The 16,201-nt window shown below is 34.6% G+C and carries 17 protein-coding genes; 14 read left to right on the top strand and 3 right to left on the bottom strand.

The genetic code is table 11. The features are described 5' to 3' along the window. The first annotated feature begins 143 nt into the window (after positions 1-143). The 7 genes from G440_RS0104170 (at position 144) to G440_RS0104140 (ending at position 4,931) form a co-directional block, all read left to right on the top strand. On the top strand, positions 144-560 hold the full coding sequence (locus tag G440_RS0104170; protein ID WP_034258938.1) for a DUF2141 domain-containing protein: 417 nt from the start codon (positions 144-146) through the stop codon (positions 558-560). 91 nt (positions 561-651) lie between these two features. Next, a complete protein-coding gene (locus G440_RS0104165; protein ID WP_026450152.1) occupies positions 652-1,314 on the top strand; it encodes a tetratricopeptide repeat protein in 663 nt (220 codons plus the stop codon). A 210-nt stretch (positions 1,315-1,524) separates the two neighbouring features. After that, a complete protein-coding gene (locus G440_RS0104160) occupies positions 1,525-2,853 on the top strand; it encodes a histidine kinase (protein ID WP_026450151.1) in 1,329 nt (442 codons plus the stop codon). 99 nt (positions 2,854-2,952) lie between these two features. Continuing rightward, the gene (locus tag G440_RS0104155) at positions 2,953-3,255 is read left to right on the top strand and encodes a 2TM domain-containing protein (protein ID WP_026450150.1); all 303 of its coding nucleotides are present in this window, start codon (positions 2,953-2,955) and stop codon (positions 3,253-3,255) included. Position 3,256: 1 nt separating this feature from the next. After that, positions 3,257-3,574 (top strand): 2TM domain-containing protein, encoded by a 318-nt coding sequence (locus tag G440_RS0104150; RefSeq protein WP_026450149.1) that lies wholly within the window; start codon positions 3,257-3,259, stop codon positions 3,572-3,574. Between the two features lie 11 nt (positions 3,575-3,585). After that, positions 3,586-3,891 (top strand): 2TM domain-containing protein, encoded by a 306-nt coding sequence (locus G440_RS0104145; RefSeq protein ID WP_026450148.1) that lies wholly within the window; start codon positions 3,586-3,588, stop codon positions 3,889-3,891. Between the two features lie 284 nt (positions 3,892-4,175). After that, positions 4,176-4,931, top strand: coding sequence for a LytR/AlgR family response regulator transcription factor (locus tag G440_RS0104140; protein WP_026450147.1), 756 nt, complete (start codon positions 4,176-4,178; stop codon positions 4,929-4,931). A 99-nt stretch (positions 4,932-5,030) separates the two neighbouring features. On the opposite strand, the gene G440_RS0104135 is transcribed toward G440_RS0104140, so the two are convergent. The 3 genes from G440_RS0104135 to G440_RS0104125 all read right to left on the bottom strand — a co-directional run bounded on the left by G440_RS0104135 (position 5,031) and on the right by G440_RS0104125 (position 8,114). After that, positions 5,031-6,236: an LETM1-related biofilm-associated protein gene (locus G440_RS0104135; RefSeq protein WP_026450146.1), complete on the bottom strand. Its 1,206-nt coding sequence runs from the start codon at positions 6,234-6,236 to the stop codon at positions 5,031-5,033. Positions 6,237-6,779: 543 nt separating this feature from the next. Further along, positions 6,780-7,574 (bottom strand): anti-sigma factor, encoded by a 795-nt coding sequence (locus G440_RS0104130; protein ID WP_026450145.1) that lies wholly within the window; start codon positions 7,572-7,574, stop codon positions 6,780-6,782. A 6-nt stretch (positions 7,575-7,580) separates the two neighbouring features. Then, the gene (locus G440_RS0104125) at positions 7,581-8,114 is read right to left on the bottom strand and encodes an RNA polymerase sigma factor (protein WP_026450144.1); all 534 of its coding nucleotides are present in this window, start codon (positions 8,112-8,114) and stop codon (positions 7,581-7,583) included. 282 nt (positions 8,115-8,396) lie between these two features. Between G440_RS0104125 and G440_RS0104120 the strand changes: the two genes are divergently transcribed. From G440_RS0104120 to pfkA, 7 genes are all read left to right on the top strand, one after another. Beyond that, positions 8,397-8,951, top strand: coding sequence for an NADPH-dependent FMN reductase (locus G440_RS0104120; RefSeq protein ID WP_026450143.1), 555 nt, complete (start codon positions 8,397-8,399; stop codon positions 8,949-8,951). Beyond that, the gene (locus G440_RS0104115) at positions 8,939-10,246 is read left to right on the top strand and encodes an anthranilate synthase component I family protein (protein ID WP_026450142.1); all 1,308 of its coding nucleotides are present in this window, start codon (positions 8,939-8,941) and stop codon (positions 10,244-10,246) included. The genes G440_RS0104120 and G440_RS0104115 overlap by 13 nt, the downstream gene beginning before the upstream one ends. Before the next feature lie 119 nt (positions 10,247-10,365). Next, the gene (locus G440_RS0104110) at positions 10,366-11,055 is read left to right on the top strand and encodes a hypothetical protein (protein WP_026450141.1); all 690 of its coding nucleotides are present in this window, start codon (positions 10,366-10,368) and stop codon (positions 11,053-11,055) included. Between the two features lie 2 nt (positions 11,056-11,057). Then, positions 11,058-11,762 carry a DUF3307 domain-containing protein gene (locus G440_RS0104105; RefSeq protein ID WP_026450140.1) on the top strand — a complete coding sequence of 235 codons (705 nt, stop codon included), beginning with the start codon at positions 11,058-11,060 and terminating at the stop codon, positions 11,760-11,762. Positions 11,763-11,774: 12 nt separating this feature from the next. Beyond that, positions 11,775-13,085: a tRNA lysidine(34) synthetase TilS gene (tilS, locus tag G440_RS0104100; RefSeq protein WP_026450139.1), complete on the top strand. Its 1,311-nt coding sequence runs from the start codon at positions 11,775-11,777 to the stop codon at positions 13,083-13,085. A gap of 6 nt (positions 13,086-13,091) precedes the next feature. Continuing rightward, entirely contained in the window at positions 13,092-14,936 is a 1,845-nt protein-coding gene (locus G440_RS0104095; protein WP_026450138.1) for a CocE/NonD family hydrolase, read from the top strand. Between the two features lie 247 nt (positions 14,937-15,183). Then, the gene (gene pfkA, locus G440_RS0104090) at positions 15,184-16,167 is read left to right on the top strand and encodes a 6-phosphofructokinase (protein WP_026450137.1); all 984 of its coding nucleotides are present in this window, start codon (positions 15,184-15,186) and stop codon (positions 16,165-16,167) included. Positions 16,168-16,201: the final 34 nt, after the last annotated feature.

The raw sequence follows: 16,201 nt of genomic DNA, 5'->3' as shown, positions 1-16,201 counted from the left end.
GAAAAATGAACTTTCTCAAAAATAAAAATATATTACAATTCAACCGCATATTTCAACAGTTGGGTTTATATATTTTCCTAGAATAGTTATTTTGAAGGAAATTTGAATAAATATTTAACTTTAAAACCTTTAAGCCAAATATCATGAAAACAATATTTACGTTAATCCTTCTTTTTTCAACAACGCTGGTTTTACAAGCTCAGAATACAATTGAAGTTTCTATTTCTGGATTTGACAACAATATTGGAAAAGCTATAATCGGTCTCTATAACACAGAAAGTGATTTCCTAGAGAAAGAATATAAATCAGCTACATCTGAGATTATTAAAAAACATTCCACCGCCTTGTTTACAGATATTCCGGACGGAATATATGCTGTTTCTGTTTTTCACGACGAAGACAATGATAATGAATTTGATATGCTTTTTGGCTTTATTCCAATGGAAGATTATGGAAACTCAAACAACGTACCACCAAGATTTGGACCTCCTAAATGGGATGATGCAAAGTTTGAAATTAAAGGAGGTGAAATAAAAAATATCAATATTAAAATGATGTGATTTTATGAAAATGATAACCTAAAATGGTTCTTATCGATAATTAATAATAATACCCATTAAATAATATTAATAACCAATAAAAATTATAATCATGCAAAACGTACTTACTTACCTCAGCCTATTTTTTACTGTAATTGTAATGCAAGCACAGACTGAAACGACCGTTTCAACTTCAGACACCATACCGACACCATACCAACAAGGAATGCAAAAAGCCTTTCAGTTATGGCATGATGACAAACCTTGGGAAGCCGCAAATATTTTTGAGCGCATTGCCACGGCAGAACCTGATAATTGGTTGCCGCCTTATTATGTAGCGCAGATAAATGTGGTTAATAGTTTTACAGAAAAAGATGGAACTAAATTGAAAGCTCAATTGGAGAAAGCCCAAGATTTTATAAATGATGCAACCGCAATTTCTAAAGAGAATCCGGATTTACTTGTTTTGCAAGCGCAATTATACACCGCTTGGATTGTTTATGACGGGCAACAATATGGGATGGCATATTCGGCAAAGGCTTCAGAGCTTTACAACAGAGCTTTAGCGCTAGCACCTGAGAATCCACGTATGATTTTTGCAAAGGCGCAGTGGGATATTGGAAGTGCTCAATACTTTGGCGGCTCTATAGACTCCTACTGTAAAGACATTCAGCGCGCCATAGATCTTTTTGCTACCTTTAAACCAGAAGGTGAATTTTACCCAACATTTGGTAAAGATCGTGCGAAGCAAGTACTCGCGGAGAGTTGTAAATAAAAAATGCCTCGAATTCACGAATTTATTTTTTGGTGCTAAACTTCCCGTGCAAGGCTGTAATATAGTTATTCCGAAGCGGTGCCCAAAGAGTCACAACTTTTCACAAAAAAAAATGAAATAAGTCCATTTCTGGAATAATAATTATTAATCCCTATAAACCCAGGTTTTCACACATTATTCGTGCATTCGTGGTCAATCTAAAATATTTCAATGCGCATTTTAAAAGATTTCGGAAAAGCTTTTTTTGTTGGAACCTTGGTGTTTATCATTTTGGTTATTATTCAATATCTAAACGGTTATACATTTTCCAACTCTAAAGAAGTTCTTGTAATGTTTATGTACAACCAAATTTACGCGGTTGTACTCTATATGGTGAACGCCCAGTATTTTGGGTTTTTACTTAAATGGTTTCCAAACCAAGCTTTTAAAGTTAAAAATCTATTGAAAGGTGCATTGGGAGGAATTGCGCTTACAATTTTGAGCTTATTTGTGATACGAATTTTTGTTAAAACTGTAATTGGAAGTCAAACCGTATCGCAATTTATTGAAACTGAAAGAATCGCTTTTTACTATGTCGGGTTTATAATTTCTGTAGTAGTTACCGCTATTTTCTATATAGTCTATTATTACCGAAACAAACAGGAGACTATTGTAACTGAGCAAAAGATAATTGCGGGAACAGCTTCAGCAAAATTTGATGCCCTTAAAAACCAATTGGATCCGCATTTTCTTTTTAATAGTTTGAACGTGCTTACCAGTTTGATTGAAGAGAACCCAGAAGCTGCAACACGTTTCACTACTTCGCTTTCCAAAGTGTATCGTTACGTTTTGGAACAGAAAAACAAAGAGTTGGTAACCTTGGAAGAGGAATTGAAATTTGCTAAACTTTATATGTCTTTATTGGAGGTTCGGTTTGAGGATAGTATTGTTTTTACGCTCCCTTCACAATTGGAAAATCCACAGGCGAAAGTAGTGCCCTTATCACTTCAACTTTTATTGGAGAATGCAGTTAAGCACAACCAGGTTATGCCTTCCAAAAAACTGTATATTACTATTTCAGAAGAAAATGGAAACTTGGTTGTTACCAATAACATTCAGCCAAAACAAGTTTTAAAGGAAAGCACTGGTTTTGGCTTACGAAACATCCGCGATCGCTATGCCCTTTTAACGAAGCGGGAAGTTATTATTAAAGAAAACGAAAACGAGTTCAGTATCACTATTCCAATTCTTGGAGCAAATATGGAAATCTTGAATACACCAGAAACTTTTATTTCAGAAAAAAGATATAAGATTGCAAAAAAGCAGGTGGAGAAATTAAAATGGTTCTACGTGCACTTAGCTATTTATATACTATTTATACCTGTTCTTATTTATTTGAATTTTCTTTCAATGGCGGGATTTCCCTGGGCACTTTTCCCAATTTTGGGTTGGGGTTTTGGTATATTGGGTCATGCGTCTGAAACCTTTAATTACAGTCCTTTGTTGGGAAAGAATTGGGAGGAACGCAAGATTCGCGAAATAATGAATAAGGAAGAATAATTTACACTTCATCCATCTAAATGAACAGTTCAGGAATTGCTCTTTTTTATCAAATTCAATATTTGCTACTTTTAACCTGTAGTTTTAAAAATCACAATAATGGAAATCAATAAAAATGATCAGAAATATTTAAAGGCCAAAAAACGGGTTGGAGAAATAAAAAGCTTCTACACCAATGTTATGATGTATGTAATTTTTATATGTGCTTTGGCAGGCCTTAATTATTATGTAAATGAGTTGCGTAATCCTTGGTTTTTATGGGCCGCTTTTGGATGGGGAATTGGAATCTTCTTTCAGGCAATAAAAGTATTCAATTGGACTCCTTTTATGGGGAGAAATTGGGAAGAAAGAAAGATTAAGCAATTTATGGAGGAAGAAAACAATAAAAAACGCTGGGAGTAGTATGGAATATTCTGATAGAATAAAGTTGAGAAGAGCGCATAAGAGAGTAGAAGCTCTAAAAGGTTTTTATAAACACCTGCTTATTTACTGTATCGTAAACCTTGCTTTATTTATTGTGAGAGGCAACATTTTACAGTTTTTTCAAAGTGAAACACCCGATAAAAACTTTATAGCATGGATCGATTGGAATATTTTGATTGTCCCAGTTTTTTGGGGAATTTGGTTACTTTTTCACGCTGCAAAAGTGTTTAGCTACAAACTAAAGTTTATAGAAAATTGGGAGAAAAGACAAATGGAGAAGTTTCTTAATGAACAATAAAAAGAATCAAGATGGAATCAGAGAAAAGTTTAGGTTATTTAAGAGCAAAGAAAAAAGTAGAAACCTTAAAGGGATTCTATAGTCATTTAGTTGTTTATGTTTTAGTGAATACAGCGCTCATTCTTGTTTCGGCAAATGTATTTAATGATAAACCAATTGATTTTTCCCACTGGAGCAATTACCTAACCGCTTTTTTTTGGGGCATAGGTTTGGTATCTCATGCAATTTATGTTTTCTTCGTAATGAATGTTGAAAATAACTTTTTAAAACGCTGGGAAGAGAAGAAAATAAGGGAAATTTTAGAAGAAGATAATTAAAAAAGTGATCAGTATTCAGTTGACAGTATTACAGTATGAATATAGCTGAAATTCGAATTGTCCAAAAAAATAAACAACAAACAATTATTGGTGGCTGCCCCTGTCCGCCGTAGGAGGATGATGGCGAAGTAAAATCAATCGAAATATCCTAAACATCAACCATAAAATTGGATTGAATACTGAAACTTTAAAAAAAGCAATAACAAAGGTGGCTGAGTGATTTTATGGCGAAGTAATCTTAATCAAAAAGCCAAAACCTCATCCATAAAATTGTATCGAAGCCAATGAACGTACTAATAATTGAAGACGAAAAACCATCTGCCCGGTATCTACAGCGAATGCTGAAGAAACTGAATGTTAACGTGAATCAAATGCTGCACAGTGTTGGGGAATCTGTGGAATGGTTTCAGAATAACGAACACCCCGACTTGATTTTTCTTGATATTCAGTTGAGCGACGGACTTTCCTTTGAAATTTTTGATTTAGTTGAAGTGAATAGCGCTATCATTTTCACCACAGCTTTTGATGAGTATGCGCTTCAAGCTTTTAAGTTAAATAGTATAGACTATTTATTAAAACCTATTGACGAAGAAGAATTACAAGCTGCCGTTAAAAAATATAAATCATTTAAACCATCCTCAAAAAATGTACAATTCAATTTTGAGGATATTAAAAAACTGCTTGTCAACCCTATGGAACGTGGATACAAAAAGCGATTTACTACAAAGATTGGGCAACATATAAAAATGATTTCTGTAGATGAGATTGAGTGTTTTTATTCTGAAAACAAAGGTACCTACGCACATACTGTAGACGGACGCGACTATCTTTTGGAAACTACCTTAGAACAATTGGAACAGGAACTTTCACCGGAAACATTTTTTAGAATTAGCCGAAAATTCTATATCAATATCAATTCCATAAAAGATATAATTTCATACACAAACTCACGTCTTCAATTAAAGCTGAACAGTTTTAAAGAACAAGAGGTAATTATTGCCCGTGAACGCGTGAAGGATTTTAAACTATGGTTGGAGTAGGGTTCAAGGTTGCAGGTTCAAGATTTAAGATTCAATATTCAACGTTGCAGGTTACAATCAACTTTCCTGATTCCTTCATTTTTGTTCACTAATCACTACTTACTTAATCCTATTATCCTGAAATGAAGAAGGCAAAAGCTTTGGAATAAACTTCACCAATAATGGTAAGAGCACTGTTCCGCCAGGAAGCAGAAAAATAGTGAGTGAAGGGATGCTTTTACAAATATCCAATAACTGTTCTTTTACTTTTACCTTTTCTTCAGCAGAAAGATCTCTTACGGTTGATTGGCCTAATAGCACTACCAATTCGCCGCTTTCTTCAAGCTCACGTGCCAATCGGTCTTTGTTGCGAATAATCAAAAGCTTTACTGTGGAAGCAGATTGCTTATAGAATTTTTTAATTGGATGTGCATATTCAAAAAGAAGAATCTTTTCACTATACTTTTCAGAAAAGTTAGTCAAAGCAGTAAAGCTCCTTTCTAAATCTTCTTCTGAAAAATTTAGTATTACCAGAAGTTGCTGTAGAAATTGATGTTCGGTTTCGTCTAATTTTAAATCCTCCCAAACGGTAAGACAGCAAAGATCCAGCATATATCTCCTTTCCAATGAAAAACGATCCCTATCTAAATAATTGAGGCTTTCCAGAAAAGTAGCGGAGCCTACATCCGTTTCATCGATAAGATATTCCGAAGAGGTTTCAAATAGCTCAATAAGTAATTTATCGTATTTCGACTTTTTCTTTTTTGATTTTAAGGTGTAAAAACAAGAAGTAAGGACATTTTTTTCTTTTAGAATATAATAAGCCTTTGCCGAACCCGGATCTTTTCGCCATTGTTTATAAACCAATACATCTAAAAACAACAAGGAATAGGTGAGAAGTGAAATTGTATTTTTCTTTAATAAGGAATTGGCTTCTTGCAATCTCGCAGATAAGATATGCTCCAATGCATTGGATGGACTTTGAACTATTGAAAACTTATGGAAGAAACCTGTCTTTCCTTTTTCGATAGTTCTGTAAAACGAAAGTATATCAGCTATAGCCTCTTGATTGCTGGCCTCTGGATTTTGTTGAAAAAACTGAAAGAGGAGTGCATGGAAAAGATTTATTTTAGTGAGTTCTTCTTTAGTAAGCTTTAAATTGCCAAGAGATTTATTGGTCATGGATGAAACCGAAACCCCGTAAACAAATCCAGTTTGCTTTAAAGCATCGTAAAACCTATGCTCATTTTCGAAAATATCTATGAGCTCCTTCTTTTCAAAAAGATTAAAATATTTTAAGATCCAATCAGGTGCAGAAGGATTCATGCAATTACTAATAATTATTATAGAGAATTAGAGAAAAAATAGTGTTGTTGGTAAAACACAAATATCTGTCTAAGCACAAATTTTTTATCTAAACATCAGTGTTTAATTACAAGTAAAAGTAATTAATTAAAATCAACTAGAAAAGATGAATAAACCACTAATGTCAAAGATTACAACTTGTTTTTAAAGGCGTAATACGCTAACATATAGCTGTGTATAGGTAAAAACACACGTTTGACTACAACATTTTAAAACTGATTCCACATATATCTTGAAAATAAAGGGCAGAAAACAGAAAAGATATGGAACAATTATCCTTAAATATAAAACCAACTCGCTAATTCTTACGTAAATAGTAGTGAGGTTGGTTATCTATCAAGAAATTGATAGATTTTAATGAAACCGATTTTAGAATCGGTTTTTCAGAGTTTTTTTGTTAGTTAAAGCGTTCGCCATTAAGGTGAACGCTTTTTTTTTTAGAAGTGTTTTAATAAAAAAGCCTGAACGTTTGTCCAGGCTTTTTGAAGTTCTTTATTTCTTGTTTTAAATATTTACTTTTCCTAAGATATATAACTGAGATAGGGTAGGAGTCTTGCTACCACCTGCGGGCTCAAGCGTGATTCCAAAAGCTTCTGGATCTGGAAAATCTACAAACTTATAGATTCCATCCCCTTTTAGGTTTTCCGGTGAAATTAAACCAACACTTGTAGGCGTTAAGGGTTCCATTTTAAGAGACCAGACTTGATAAACCTTTCCTCGTGGAGGTATGGGCAGTCCTTTTGTATCTATATATGCAACGCTTTCTTTTTTGTTTAAATAAACTTTTGCAAAAGCGTCTGGTGCTACAGCTTGGTTTCCTGGAAGTGTATAAGACTGATAATCTTTTGATCTTAAAACATCAAGTACTTCAGAAGATTCAGCAAGCTGGGTTTCAACTTTATTCTTTTCTTCCTTTAAAACAGTGTTCTCAGTAGTTGTAACTCTAAGGCTATTGTTTAAGTCATTGGTTTGCTTCAGCATCCACATTATTCCACCCATAAACACAATAGCGGCAGCCCACCCAATAATTGCGGGTAAGTTGAGTTTACGCACTTTACTCTTGTCAATGGTTTTTATATTCCTAATTGCATTTAATATATTTGTCCATACCATTACCTGCAATGGAGGCGAAACGGTCTCTGCTAATTGTAGTAACGATTCTTCTATAAGTTCGGTTTCTCGTTTAACTTCTGGATAGGTTTCAATGGCATTTTCCACCTCCAATGCTTCATCTGGTGGCAGCGCGCCACAGACGTACATTTCCAATTTTCCTGATTCTATGATTTCTTCGAGAGTCATATTTTTTTATCCTAATATCATAACCCGTAAATCTTTGATACAGGTTCTGTTTCTTGTTTTTATTGTTCCTAAAGGTATCTCCAAAGTTTTTGAAGCTTCAGCTTGGGTATATCCCTTAAAATATAAAAGATCAATAATCTTTATACAGGCCGGTTTTAGTGCATTTACAAACTTTTTTATTCCAATTGCGTTCGTCTTTTTGTTTAAACTATCAGACGATGACAATATATCTACGAAGTTTGTTGTGCTAAGGTTTTTTCTGGAGTTTTTAAATGCTTTGGAACGTGTTGCATCTATAGCTGTGTTTCTTGCAATATTTAAAAGCCAAGTAAAAAATCGTCCTTTATTGACAGAATAGGTTTTGGCATTGTTCCAAACTTTTATAAATACGTCCTGTAGGAGTTCTTCTGCTATTTTTTCATCCAAAACAATGCTGTATATTATTCCGTAAATAGCTTGACTATACATTGAGTATAAGCGGGAAAAGGCCTTTTCATCTCCATTTTGCATGGCAATGATGAGATCATCGGGTTGTTCCATAGATTTTTTTTGAACGTAAATGTAATAAAAATAATCAATTTTGATTTTAAAGTTGAACTTAGTTTATTTAGAATACAGCTTTTGTAATTCGTCTTCAAGAAAATATTTCTTGTTAGTTCTATAATTTAAATCTGATATAAAAGAGTTTTACGAGTGCTAATACTTAATTTATCAACAAACAATTTCTCGGTTATAGGCCTTTATATTGCAGTTGCAAAATCTCAATTATTAAAGAACGCGTACCACATTATTTGGAGTGGGTTTTTTTAATAACTTTGGCGAATGAAAAAAATCCTCTCCTTTTCGGGTAGTAATAGCACTAAATCAATCAATCATAAACTCGCAAGCTTTGCAGCTTCACAAATTGTTGGTCATGATATTGAGATCATCAAATTGGCGGATTATGTCTTGCCTCTATACAGTGAAGATATTCAAAACGAAAGAGGTTTTCCCATAGACTTGAACCTGCTTTACAATAAAATTAAGGAGGCAGATGCACTTATTATTTCTGTAAATGAACACAACGGAATGATTTCAGCATTCTTTAAAAATATCTTAGACTGGTTGTCAAGACTGGATAGAAAGTTTTTAGAAGGAAAGAAAATATTGTTGATGAGTACTTCCTCTGGAAAACGTGGTGGTGCTGGAGCGCTGGAATATATGAAGTACATTCTTCCAAAGTTTGGAGCTATTATAGTGGAAAGTTTTAGCATACCTTCGTTTGCTCTTAACTTTTCAGAAGATTCCCAGTCAATTTCTGATGAAATTTTATCATTGGGCTTTATAGATGTAGTTCAGAATTTCACACATCAAATAGCTCATGAATGCGTACAGTAAAGAAATACCCTTTTTCTTTAACCGAAGCCGCAAAAAAGCGATTTCTATTTTGGGCGCAGCAGTTTACGGAAGTTGTTTGGCTAGATAGTAACAAACATTCAAAAAATTATGGAAGCTATCAGGCGATTCTTGCAGTTGATGCTTTTACAAGTATAAAAACCGATACACACAGTGCTTTTGATAAATTAAAGGAATATCAAGAAACCACAGCAGATTGGATCTTCGGCTACCTTTCCTATGACCTTAAAAATGATGTGGAACGATTGATTTCCAATAATTTTGATGGTTTGAATTTTCCAGAATTATATTTTTTCCAACCTAAAAAAATATTTCTTTTTTCTGAAGAAAACCTTGAGATTCATTACTTGAATATGGTTGCAGATGAAATAGCCAAAGATTGGGAAGTAATTTCTGAAATAATCTATAAACCTGAGGAAGTAGATAGTTCAAAGCCAGTTAAAATACACGCTCGAACTTCAAAGGAAAACTATATTCACAAAGTAAATGAGCTGCTTGATCATATAAAAAGAGGTGATATCTATGAAGCAAACCTCTGTAAGGAATTCTATTCAGAAGTATCGCAGATAGACCCCTTAGCCACCTTTCTTCATCTAAATGAAATTTCGGAACCTCCATTTTCAGTATTTATGAAACTGGAAGAACAATACGCACTTTCTGCTTCGCCGGAACGTTATTTAAAAAGAAGTGGTAATAAGATTATCTCCCAACCTATAAAAGGTACGGCAAAACGTTTGCCAGATAAAGAAGATGACCTTAAGATGGCTCAGCAATTAGCGGTTGATCCAAAAGAGCGCAGCGAAAATATAATGATTACCGATTTGGTGCGTAACGATCTTTCGCGCATCGCAGAAAAAGGAAGTGTCATCGTGGAGGAGCTTTGCGCGATCTATACTTTTGAACAGGTACATCAAATGATTTCCACGATTTCCTGCAAAGTTACTCCAACATTATCCAGTGTTGAGGTGATGAGAAAGACTTTCCCAATGGGCAGTATGACTGGCGCTCCAAAAATTTCAGCAATGAAAATAATTGAAGAGATTGAAGATGCCAAACGCGGGCTTTACAGTGGCGCAATTGGTTATTTCACACCTTATGGAGACTTTGATTTTAATGTTGTTATCCGAAGTATTCTCTATAACTCAGAAAAGGAATACGTCAGTTTTTCTGTTGGCAGTGCGATTACTGTAAATTCCATTCCCGAAAATGAGTATGAAGAGTGTTTGTTAAAGGCAAAAGCAATGCGACAAGTATTGCATATAACTTCGGATTCTTAGGAAATGATTTCTATTAGTGTTTAAGCTTATATTGAGTATTTATTAGTGTTTAAACTTATATTATGTGTTTATTAGTATATTAACTAATAAATTTATATATTTGAATAAAACTATAAGGAATGAACTATTCTGTTATCTCTGGAGATATTGTTTCCTCTACAAGTCTGAATCATGAAGACCGGAAACTTGTTGAAGAAAATATAAGTAGGCTACTTAAAGAACTAAAGCAGAAATTTTTTGTTTATGGTCGCGTAATAAAAGGTGACTATTTGGAATGTGTAGTTCCAGACGCTTCCGAAGGTTTGCGAGTGGCATTGGCCATGAAGAGCTTTATTAAAGCAATTCCAATTGATTTAAACACCTACAAAAGTACCGAGAATAGAATTAAACAATTCAAAATACACGGAATCAGGCTAGCTATTGGTTATGGCGAATTAAGCCGTTACCAACCTGATGAGGGTATAATAGATGGAGAAGCCATTTATTTTTCCGGTCGCGAAATCAGCGGAGAAACTACATACGATAAAGAGCGGATTGTAATAAAGAACACTTTATTTTTTGCTTCAAAAAGCGAAGTATTAAATAAAAATTTTAAACCTTTATTGGCGCTATTGGATGTTTTGATCAGCAAAGCAACCGCAAGACAATGTGAAGTATTGTATTTAAAGCTGATGAACAATCAAGAGGAGGAAATAGCAAAACGGCTGGGCATCGGTCAATCTGCCGTTAATCAGCACTCTACAAGTGTTGGTTGGAATGCGATAGAAGAGGCGGTAAACTATTTTAAAATGATAATCTCAAATAAATAACAATGGGAATAGGAGAGTTTTTACTGCTTCAGTTTATTGCACATTTGTGTTTGGATTACTTTTTTCAAACCGATAAACTCGCTAAACAAAAAAATGCAATAGGTTTTAAAAGCCCCTTTTTATATTGGCATGCACTCACATGCTTTATCTTATCGTGGTTGTTTTCCCTTCAGTTTGGTTTCTTTTTTGGGGCAGTTGTTATAACCGTTACTCATTTTTTGATGGATGGCTTTAAGCATTATCTCAATGATAGTAAGCTTTTGGGGCGTTATGCCTATTTTATAGATCAAGCGCTACACCTAGTTATAATGACCGTAGTGGTTATTTTATTTGACAAATGGCACGGAATAAATCCTTCTGTTGAGGTTTCCATTAATTTCAAGTATCTATTGATAATAACTGGGTATTTGGTATGCCTAAAACCCGCTAATATTTTTATAAAAGAAGTGTTTAAGTCAACTGAAATTCAAGTGAGCAGCGATAACGAGATGCCAAATGCAGGAAAAGTAATCGGGGTTTTGGAACGAATTTTAACGCTTACATTTATTATCGTTTCGCAATATTCAGCCGTTGGTTTTCTTATTGCGGCCAAATCAATTTTGCGGTATAGAAATGACGAAACCCTAAAAACGGAATACGTCCTTATAGGCACCATGCTCAGTTTTGGAATCGCCGTTATCGCAGGAATTATAATTAATCTGTATTAAATTATATTTAAAGTGATTGCTAATTTTAAAGAACATATTACCTCCAATTTTCAATATCTCTTAGAAAAAAAATTACTCATCGCCTGCAGTGGTGGCTTAGACAGTGTGGTTTTAACACATTTAATGAAAGAAGCTGGTTTTGACATCGCTTTAGCGCATTGCAATTTTTCGCTCCGCGGAAAGGAAAGCGATGGTGATGAAATGTTTGTTATCGGTTTGGCAAAGCAATTGGATATTTCAGTATTCGCTGAAACTTTTGACACACATAAATTTGCTGAAGAACATAAAGTTTCCACCCAAATGGCGGCTCGAACATTACGCTATAATTGGTTTGATGAACTATTAAGAGATTTCAAATTTGATTATCTTTTAACCGCGCATCATCTGGATGACGATTTAGAAACCTTTTTTATAAACCTTTCCCGTGGCACCGGCTTAAATGGGCTATTAGGAATTCCGAAGAAAAACAATAAAATTATAAGACCAATCCTCGACTTTTCTCGTGAAGAAATCTTGAAATATGCTAAAAAAAATAAACTGCAATGGCGAGAAGATAGCACAAACCAAAAAACAGATTATCTTCGGAATAAATTGCGTCTGGAAGTTTTGCCACAATTCAAAGAAACGAATGAAACGCTATTAAAAAACTTTCAAAAAACACAAAAGAACCTACAAGCTTCACAAACTCTGGTTGAGGATTATATGGCCTTGATTTATAATCTTGTGGTTTCACAAGAGGGAGATTCGTATAAAATAAATATCCAAAAACTTAAGGAACTTCCACATACTGACCAATTACTTTATGAACTATTAAATGGTTTTGGTTTTACTGAATGGCGGGATATTTCACATTTACTCCATGCGCAAACAGGAAAGCAAATTTTTTCTAAAACGCATCAACTTTTGAAGAATCGCGAGGAATTGATCCTTTCTGAAATTGATTTAGAAGAAATAAACGAAACGTTTTTGGTTTCAGATGAAGGAATCATTTCGCCAATTAATTTAAAAATTGAGGTTTCAGAATATATAGGAGAAACAGAAAAAAATCTGATTTACGTTTCTGCTGAAACCTTGCAATTTCCATTAAAACTAAGAAAGTGGAAGAGTGGTGACATATTTCAACCCTTTGGAATGAATGGAAAAAAGAAACTGAGTAAGTTTTTTAAAGACGAAAAAATTCCTTTAACCGAAAAGGATAAAACTTGGCTGCTTTTAAGTGATGAAAAAATAGTTTGGGTCGTTGGTTACAGAATGGACAACCGTTTTAGAGTAACTGAAACCACAAAGAAAATTTTACAAATCAGCTTTAACTCAAAATCATAATATATGATGAAACATCTAAAAATGACATTTCTTTTTCTGTTTATAATCGCTGCTTCATTTGCGCAAGAGGAAAATTACGTAAAAGAAAATTATACCAAAACGGAAACCACGATAACCATGCGGGATGGCATCAAGCTTTTTACCGTAATCTACGCTCCAAAAGATACTTCAGAAAAGTATCCCATACTTTTTCAAAGAACGCCGTATAGTTGCCAACCGTATGGTGAGGATCAATTTCGTTCTAAAATAAGTCCGAACGAATTTTTAATGAAAGAAGGAAACATCGTTGTTTATCAAGATGTACGCGGACGCTGGATGAGTGAAGGCACTTTTGATAATATGCGCGCTTACATTCCCAACAAAACAAAAGGTCAAGTTGATGAAGCGAGCGATACATATGATTCTATAGATTGGATGATAAAGAACATTCCAAACAACAACGGAAATGTGGGAACTTGGGGAATAAGTTACCCTGGTTTTTACACTACATATTCCTTGCTAGATGCCCATCCAGCATTAAAAGCCGCTTCTCCGCAAGCTCCTATCGGCGATTTCTTTTTTGATGATTTCCACCATAACGGCGCCTATTTGCTTAGTTATTGGCGAGCGACTGCACTCTTCGGTTATCAAAAATCGAAACCTACTGATAAACCTTGGTATTCATTTCCTGATATTGATTCAAAAGATCAATATCAGTTCTTTTTGGATATTGGGCCATTATCGAATTTAGATAAATATTATAAAGAGGATAATGTTTTTTGGCAACAACTTAAGCAACATCCCAATTACGATGAGTTTTGGCAATTCCGCGGGATTATTCAACATTTGGAAAACATAAAACCTGCCGTGATGGTTGTTGGTGGTCTCTTTGATGCTGAAGATCTTTATGGCCCTTTTCAAACCTATAAAACGATTGAAAAGACTAGTGAAAACTACAACACAATGGTTTTTGGCCCTTGGAGTCATGGAGATTGGGCGCGCGCATCAAAAAGACAAGCTATTGGAAATGTATATTTTGGAGATAATATTTCTTTGGATTATCAGCGAGATGTGGAAACAAAGTTTTTTAATCATTTTTTAAAGAATGACGGCAAAGGAGACTCCGGTCTTCCGGAAGCTTATGTGTTTGATACAGGTTCAAGGAAATGGAACTCCTATGACCAATGGCCACCAAAAAACAGCGAGCGCAAGAGCTATTATCTTCAGGATAATCAGCGTCTAAATAATAAGATGGAAAAAAGTTCCACTTTTGAAGAGTTCATCAGTGATCCTAAGAAGCCGGTGCCATATTCCGAAGACATTAAAGTGGTTTTTACACCTCGAAAATATATGACGGACGACCAGCGTTTTGCCGCACGACGTCCAGATGTGTTGGTTTTTGAAACTCCCGTACTTGAGGAAGATATTACCATGGCCGGCCCAATTCTCGCAAAACTGAATGTTTCAACCACTGGAACAGATGCAGATTGGATTGTAAAAGTGATAGATGTTTTTCCCGAAGATGCCGAAGATTATCCAGAAACGCAGGAATACTTAAAAATGAGCAATTATTTTATGATGGTTCGGAGTGAAGTAATGCGTGGCAGATTTAGAAATAGTTTTAGTAACCCCGAACCTTTTGTTCCAAACAGAAAAACGCCAGTAAATATAAAACTCCAAGATATAATTCATACATTTAAAAAAGGGCATAAAATTCAAATCCAAGTTCAAAGTACGTGGTTTCCTTTGATTGATTTAAATCCACAAACCTATGTCCCAAACATTTTTGAGGCAAGAAAGGAAGACTTTACAAAGCAAATCCATAGAGTCTATAGTGACTCTTCAATAGAATTTACCATTTTCAAGAAATAACGAGAATAGTCAAAAAACAAGAATCCCGACCAATGGCCGGGATTCTTTAACAAACCTAACTTAGTAAACTTTAAATAGCACTAAGAATATTTTCTATCCCCACAAAAAATATAACTTTAGTGCATTATCCACTAATTCTATATGTCAAATATAATACGTTTATTAAATCCTCACAATACGTACTTACACGTATATTTTGTGATTAATATCATTTTAGATTGAAAACATTAATAGTAACTTTCCAGCTATGAAATTACCTAATAAAATTGGTGTGCTCACAAGTGGCGGTGATGCACCTGGAATGAATGCCGCGATAAGAGCAGTGGTACGAGCTTGTGCTTATAATAATCTTGAATCAGTTGGAGTTTATCGAGGTTTTCAAGGTCTGATAGAGGGCGATTTTAAAGAGTTAAATGCTAGAACTGTTAAAAATATGATTAACAGAGGTGGTACTTTTTTAAAATCTGCACGCTGTAAAGATTTTTTAAATGCCGAAGGGAGGAGAAAAGCTTTTGACAACTTGAAGAGGGAAAATGTAGATGCATTGATTGTTATTGGTGGCGATGGAAGTTTTGCTGGAGCATCCGTTTTTGGGAAAGAATTCAACTTTCCTGTTATAGGTATTCCTGGAACAATTGATAATGATATAAATGGAACTGATTATACCATAGGCTATGATACTGCGTTAAATACGGTGGTAGATGCGATTGATAAAATTCGAGATACCGCAAATTCGCACAACCGCCTTTTCTTGGTTGAAGTGATGGGTAGGGGCTCGGGAGATATCGCTCTTAACGCCGGGATTGGAGCGGGTGCGGAAGAAATCCTCATCCCAAAACTGAATATGGGGCTCGAACGTCTTTTAGATTCATTAAACCGAAGTAAAAAATCGGGTAAAACATCAAGTATAGTCGTTGTTTCAGAAGGTGAAAAAATTGGAGAGAATATATTAGAACTAGCCGAATATATTGAAAAAAACCTCCCAGAATATGAAGTTAGAGTTACTGTTCTTGGTCATATTCAGCGTGGAGGCGTACCAAGTTGTTACGATCGTGTTCTTGCCAGTAGATTTGGTGTGGGAGCTGTAGATGCCTTGTTACGCGGTGAGACTAATGTTATGATGGGCATAATTCATAACAGAATAATATCTATTCCCTTTTCTGAAGCAATAAAAGGGGACAATACCATTGATGAGGAATTAATACGTGTTGCGGATATAATTTCTATATAATCTGCAAGACATACAGAATCAAATGGCTTTTCAA

This window comes from Aequorivita capsosiphonis DSM 23843, assembly GCF_000429125.1.
Taxonomy (GTDB): Bacteria; Bacteroidota; Bacteroidia; order Flavobacteriales; family Flavobacteriaceae; genus Aequorivita; species Aequorivita capsosiphonis.
Note: the sequence above shows the minus strand (reverse complement) of the source record. Positions and strands in the feature narration are given on the sequence as shown.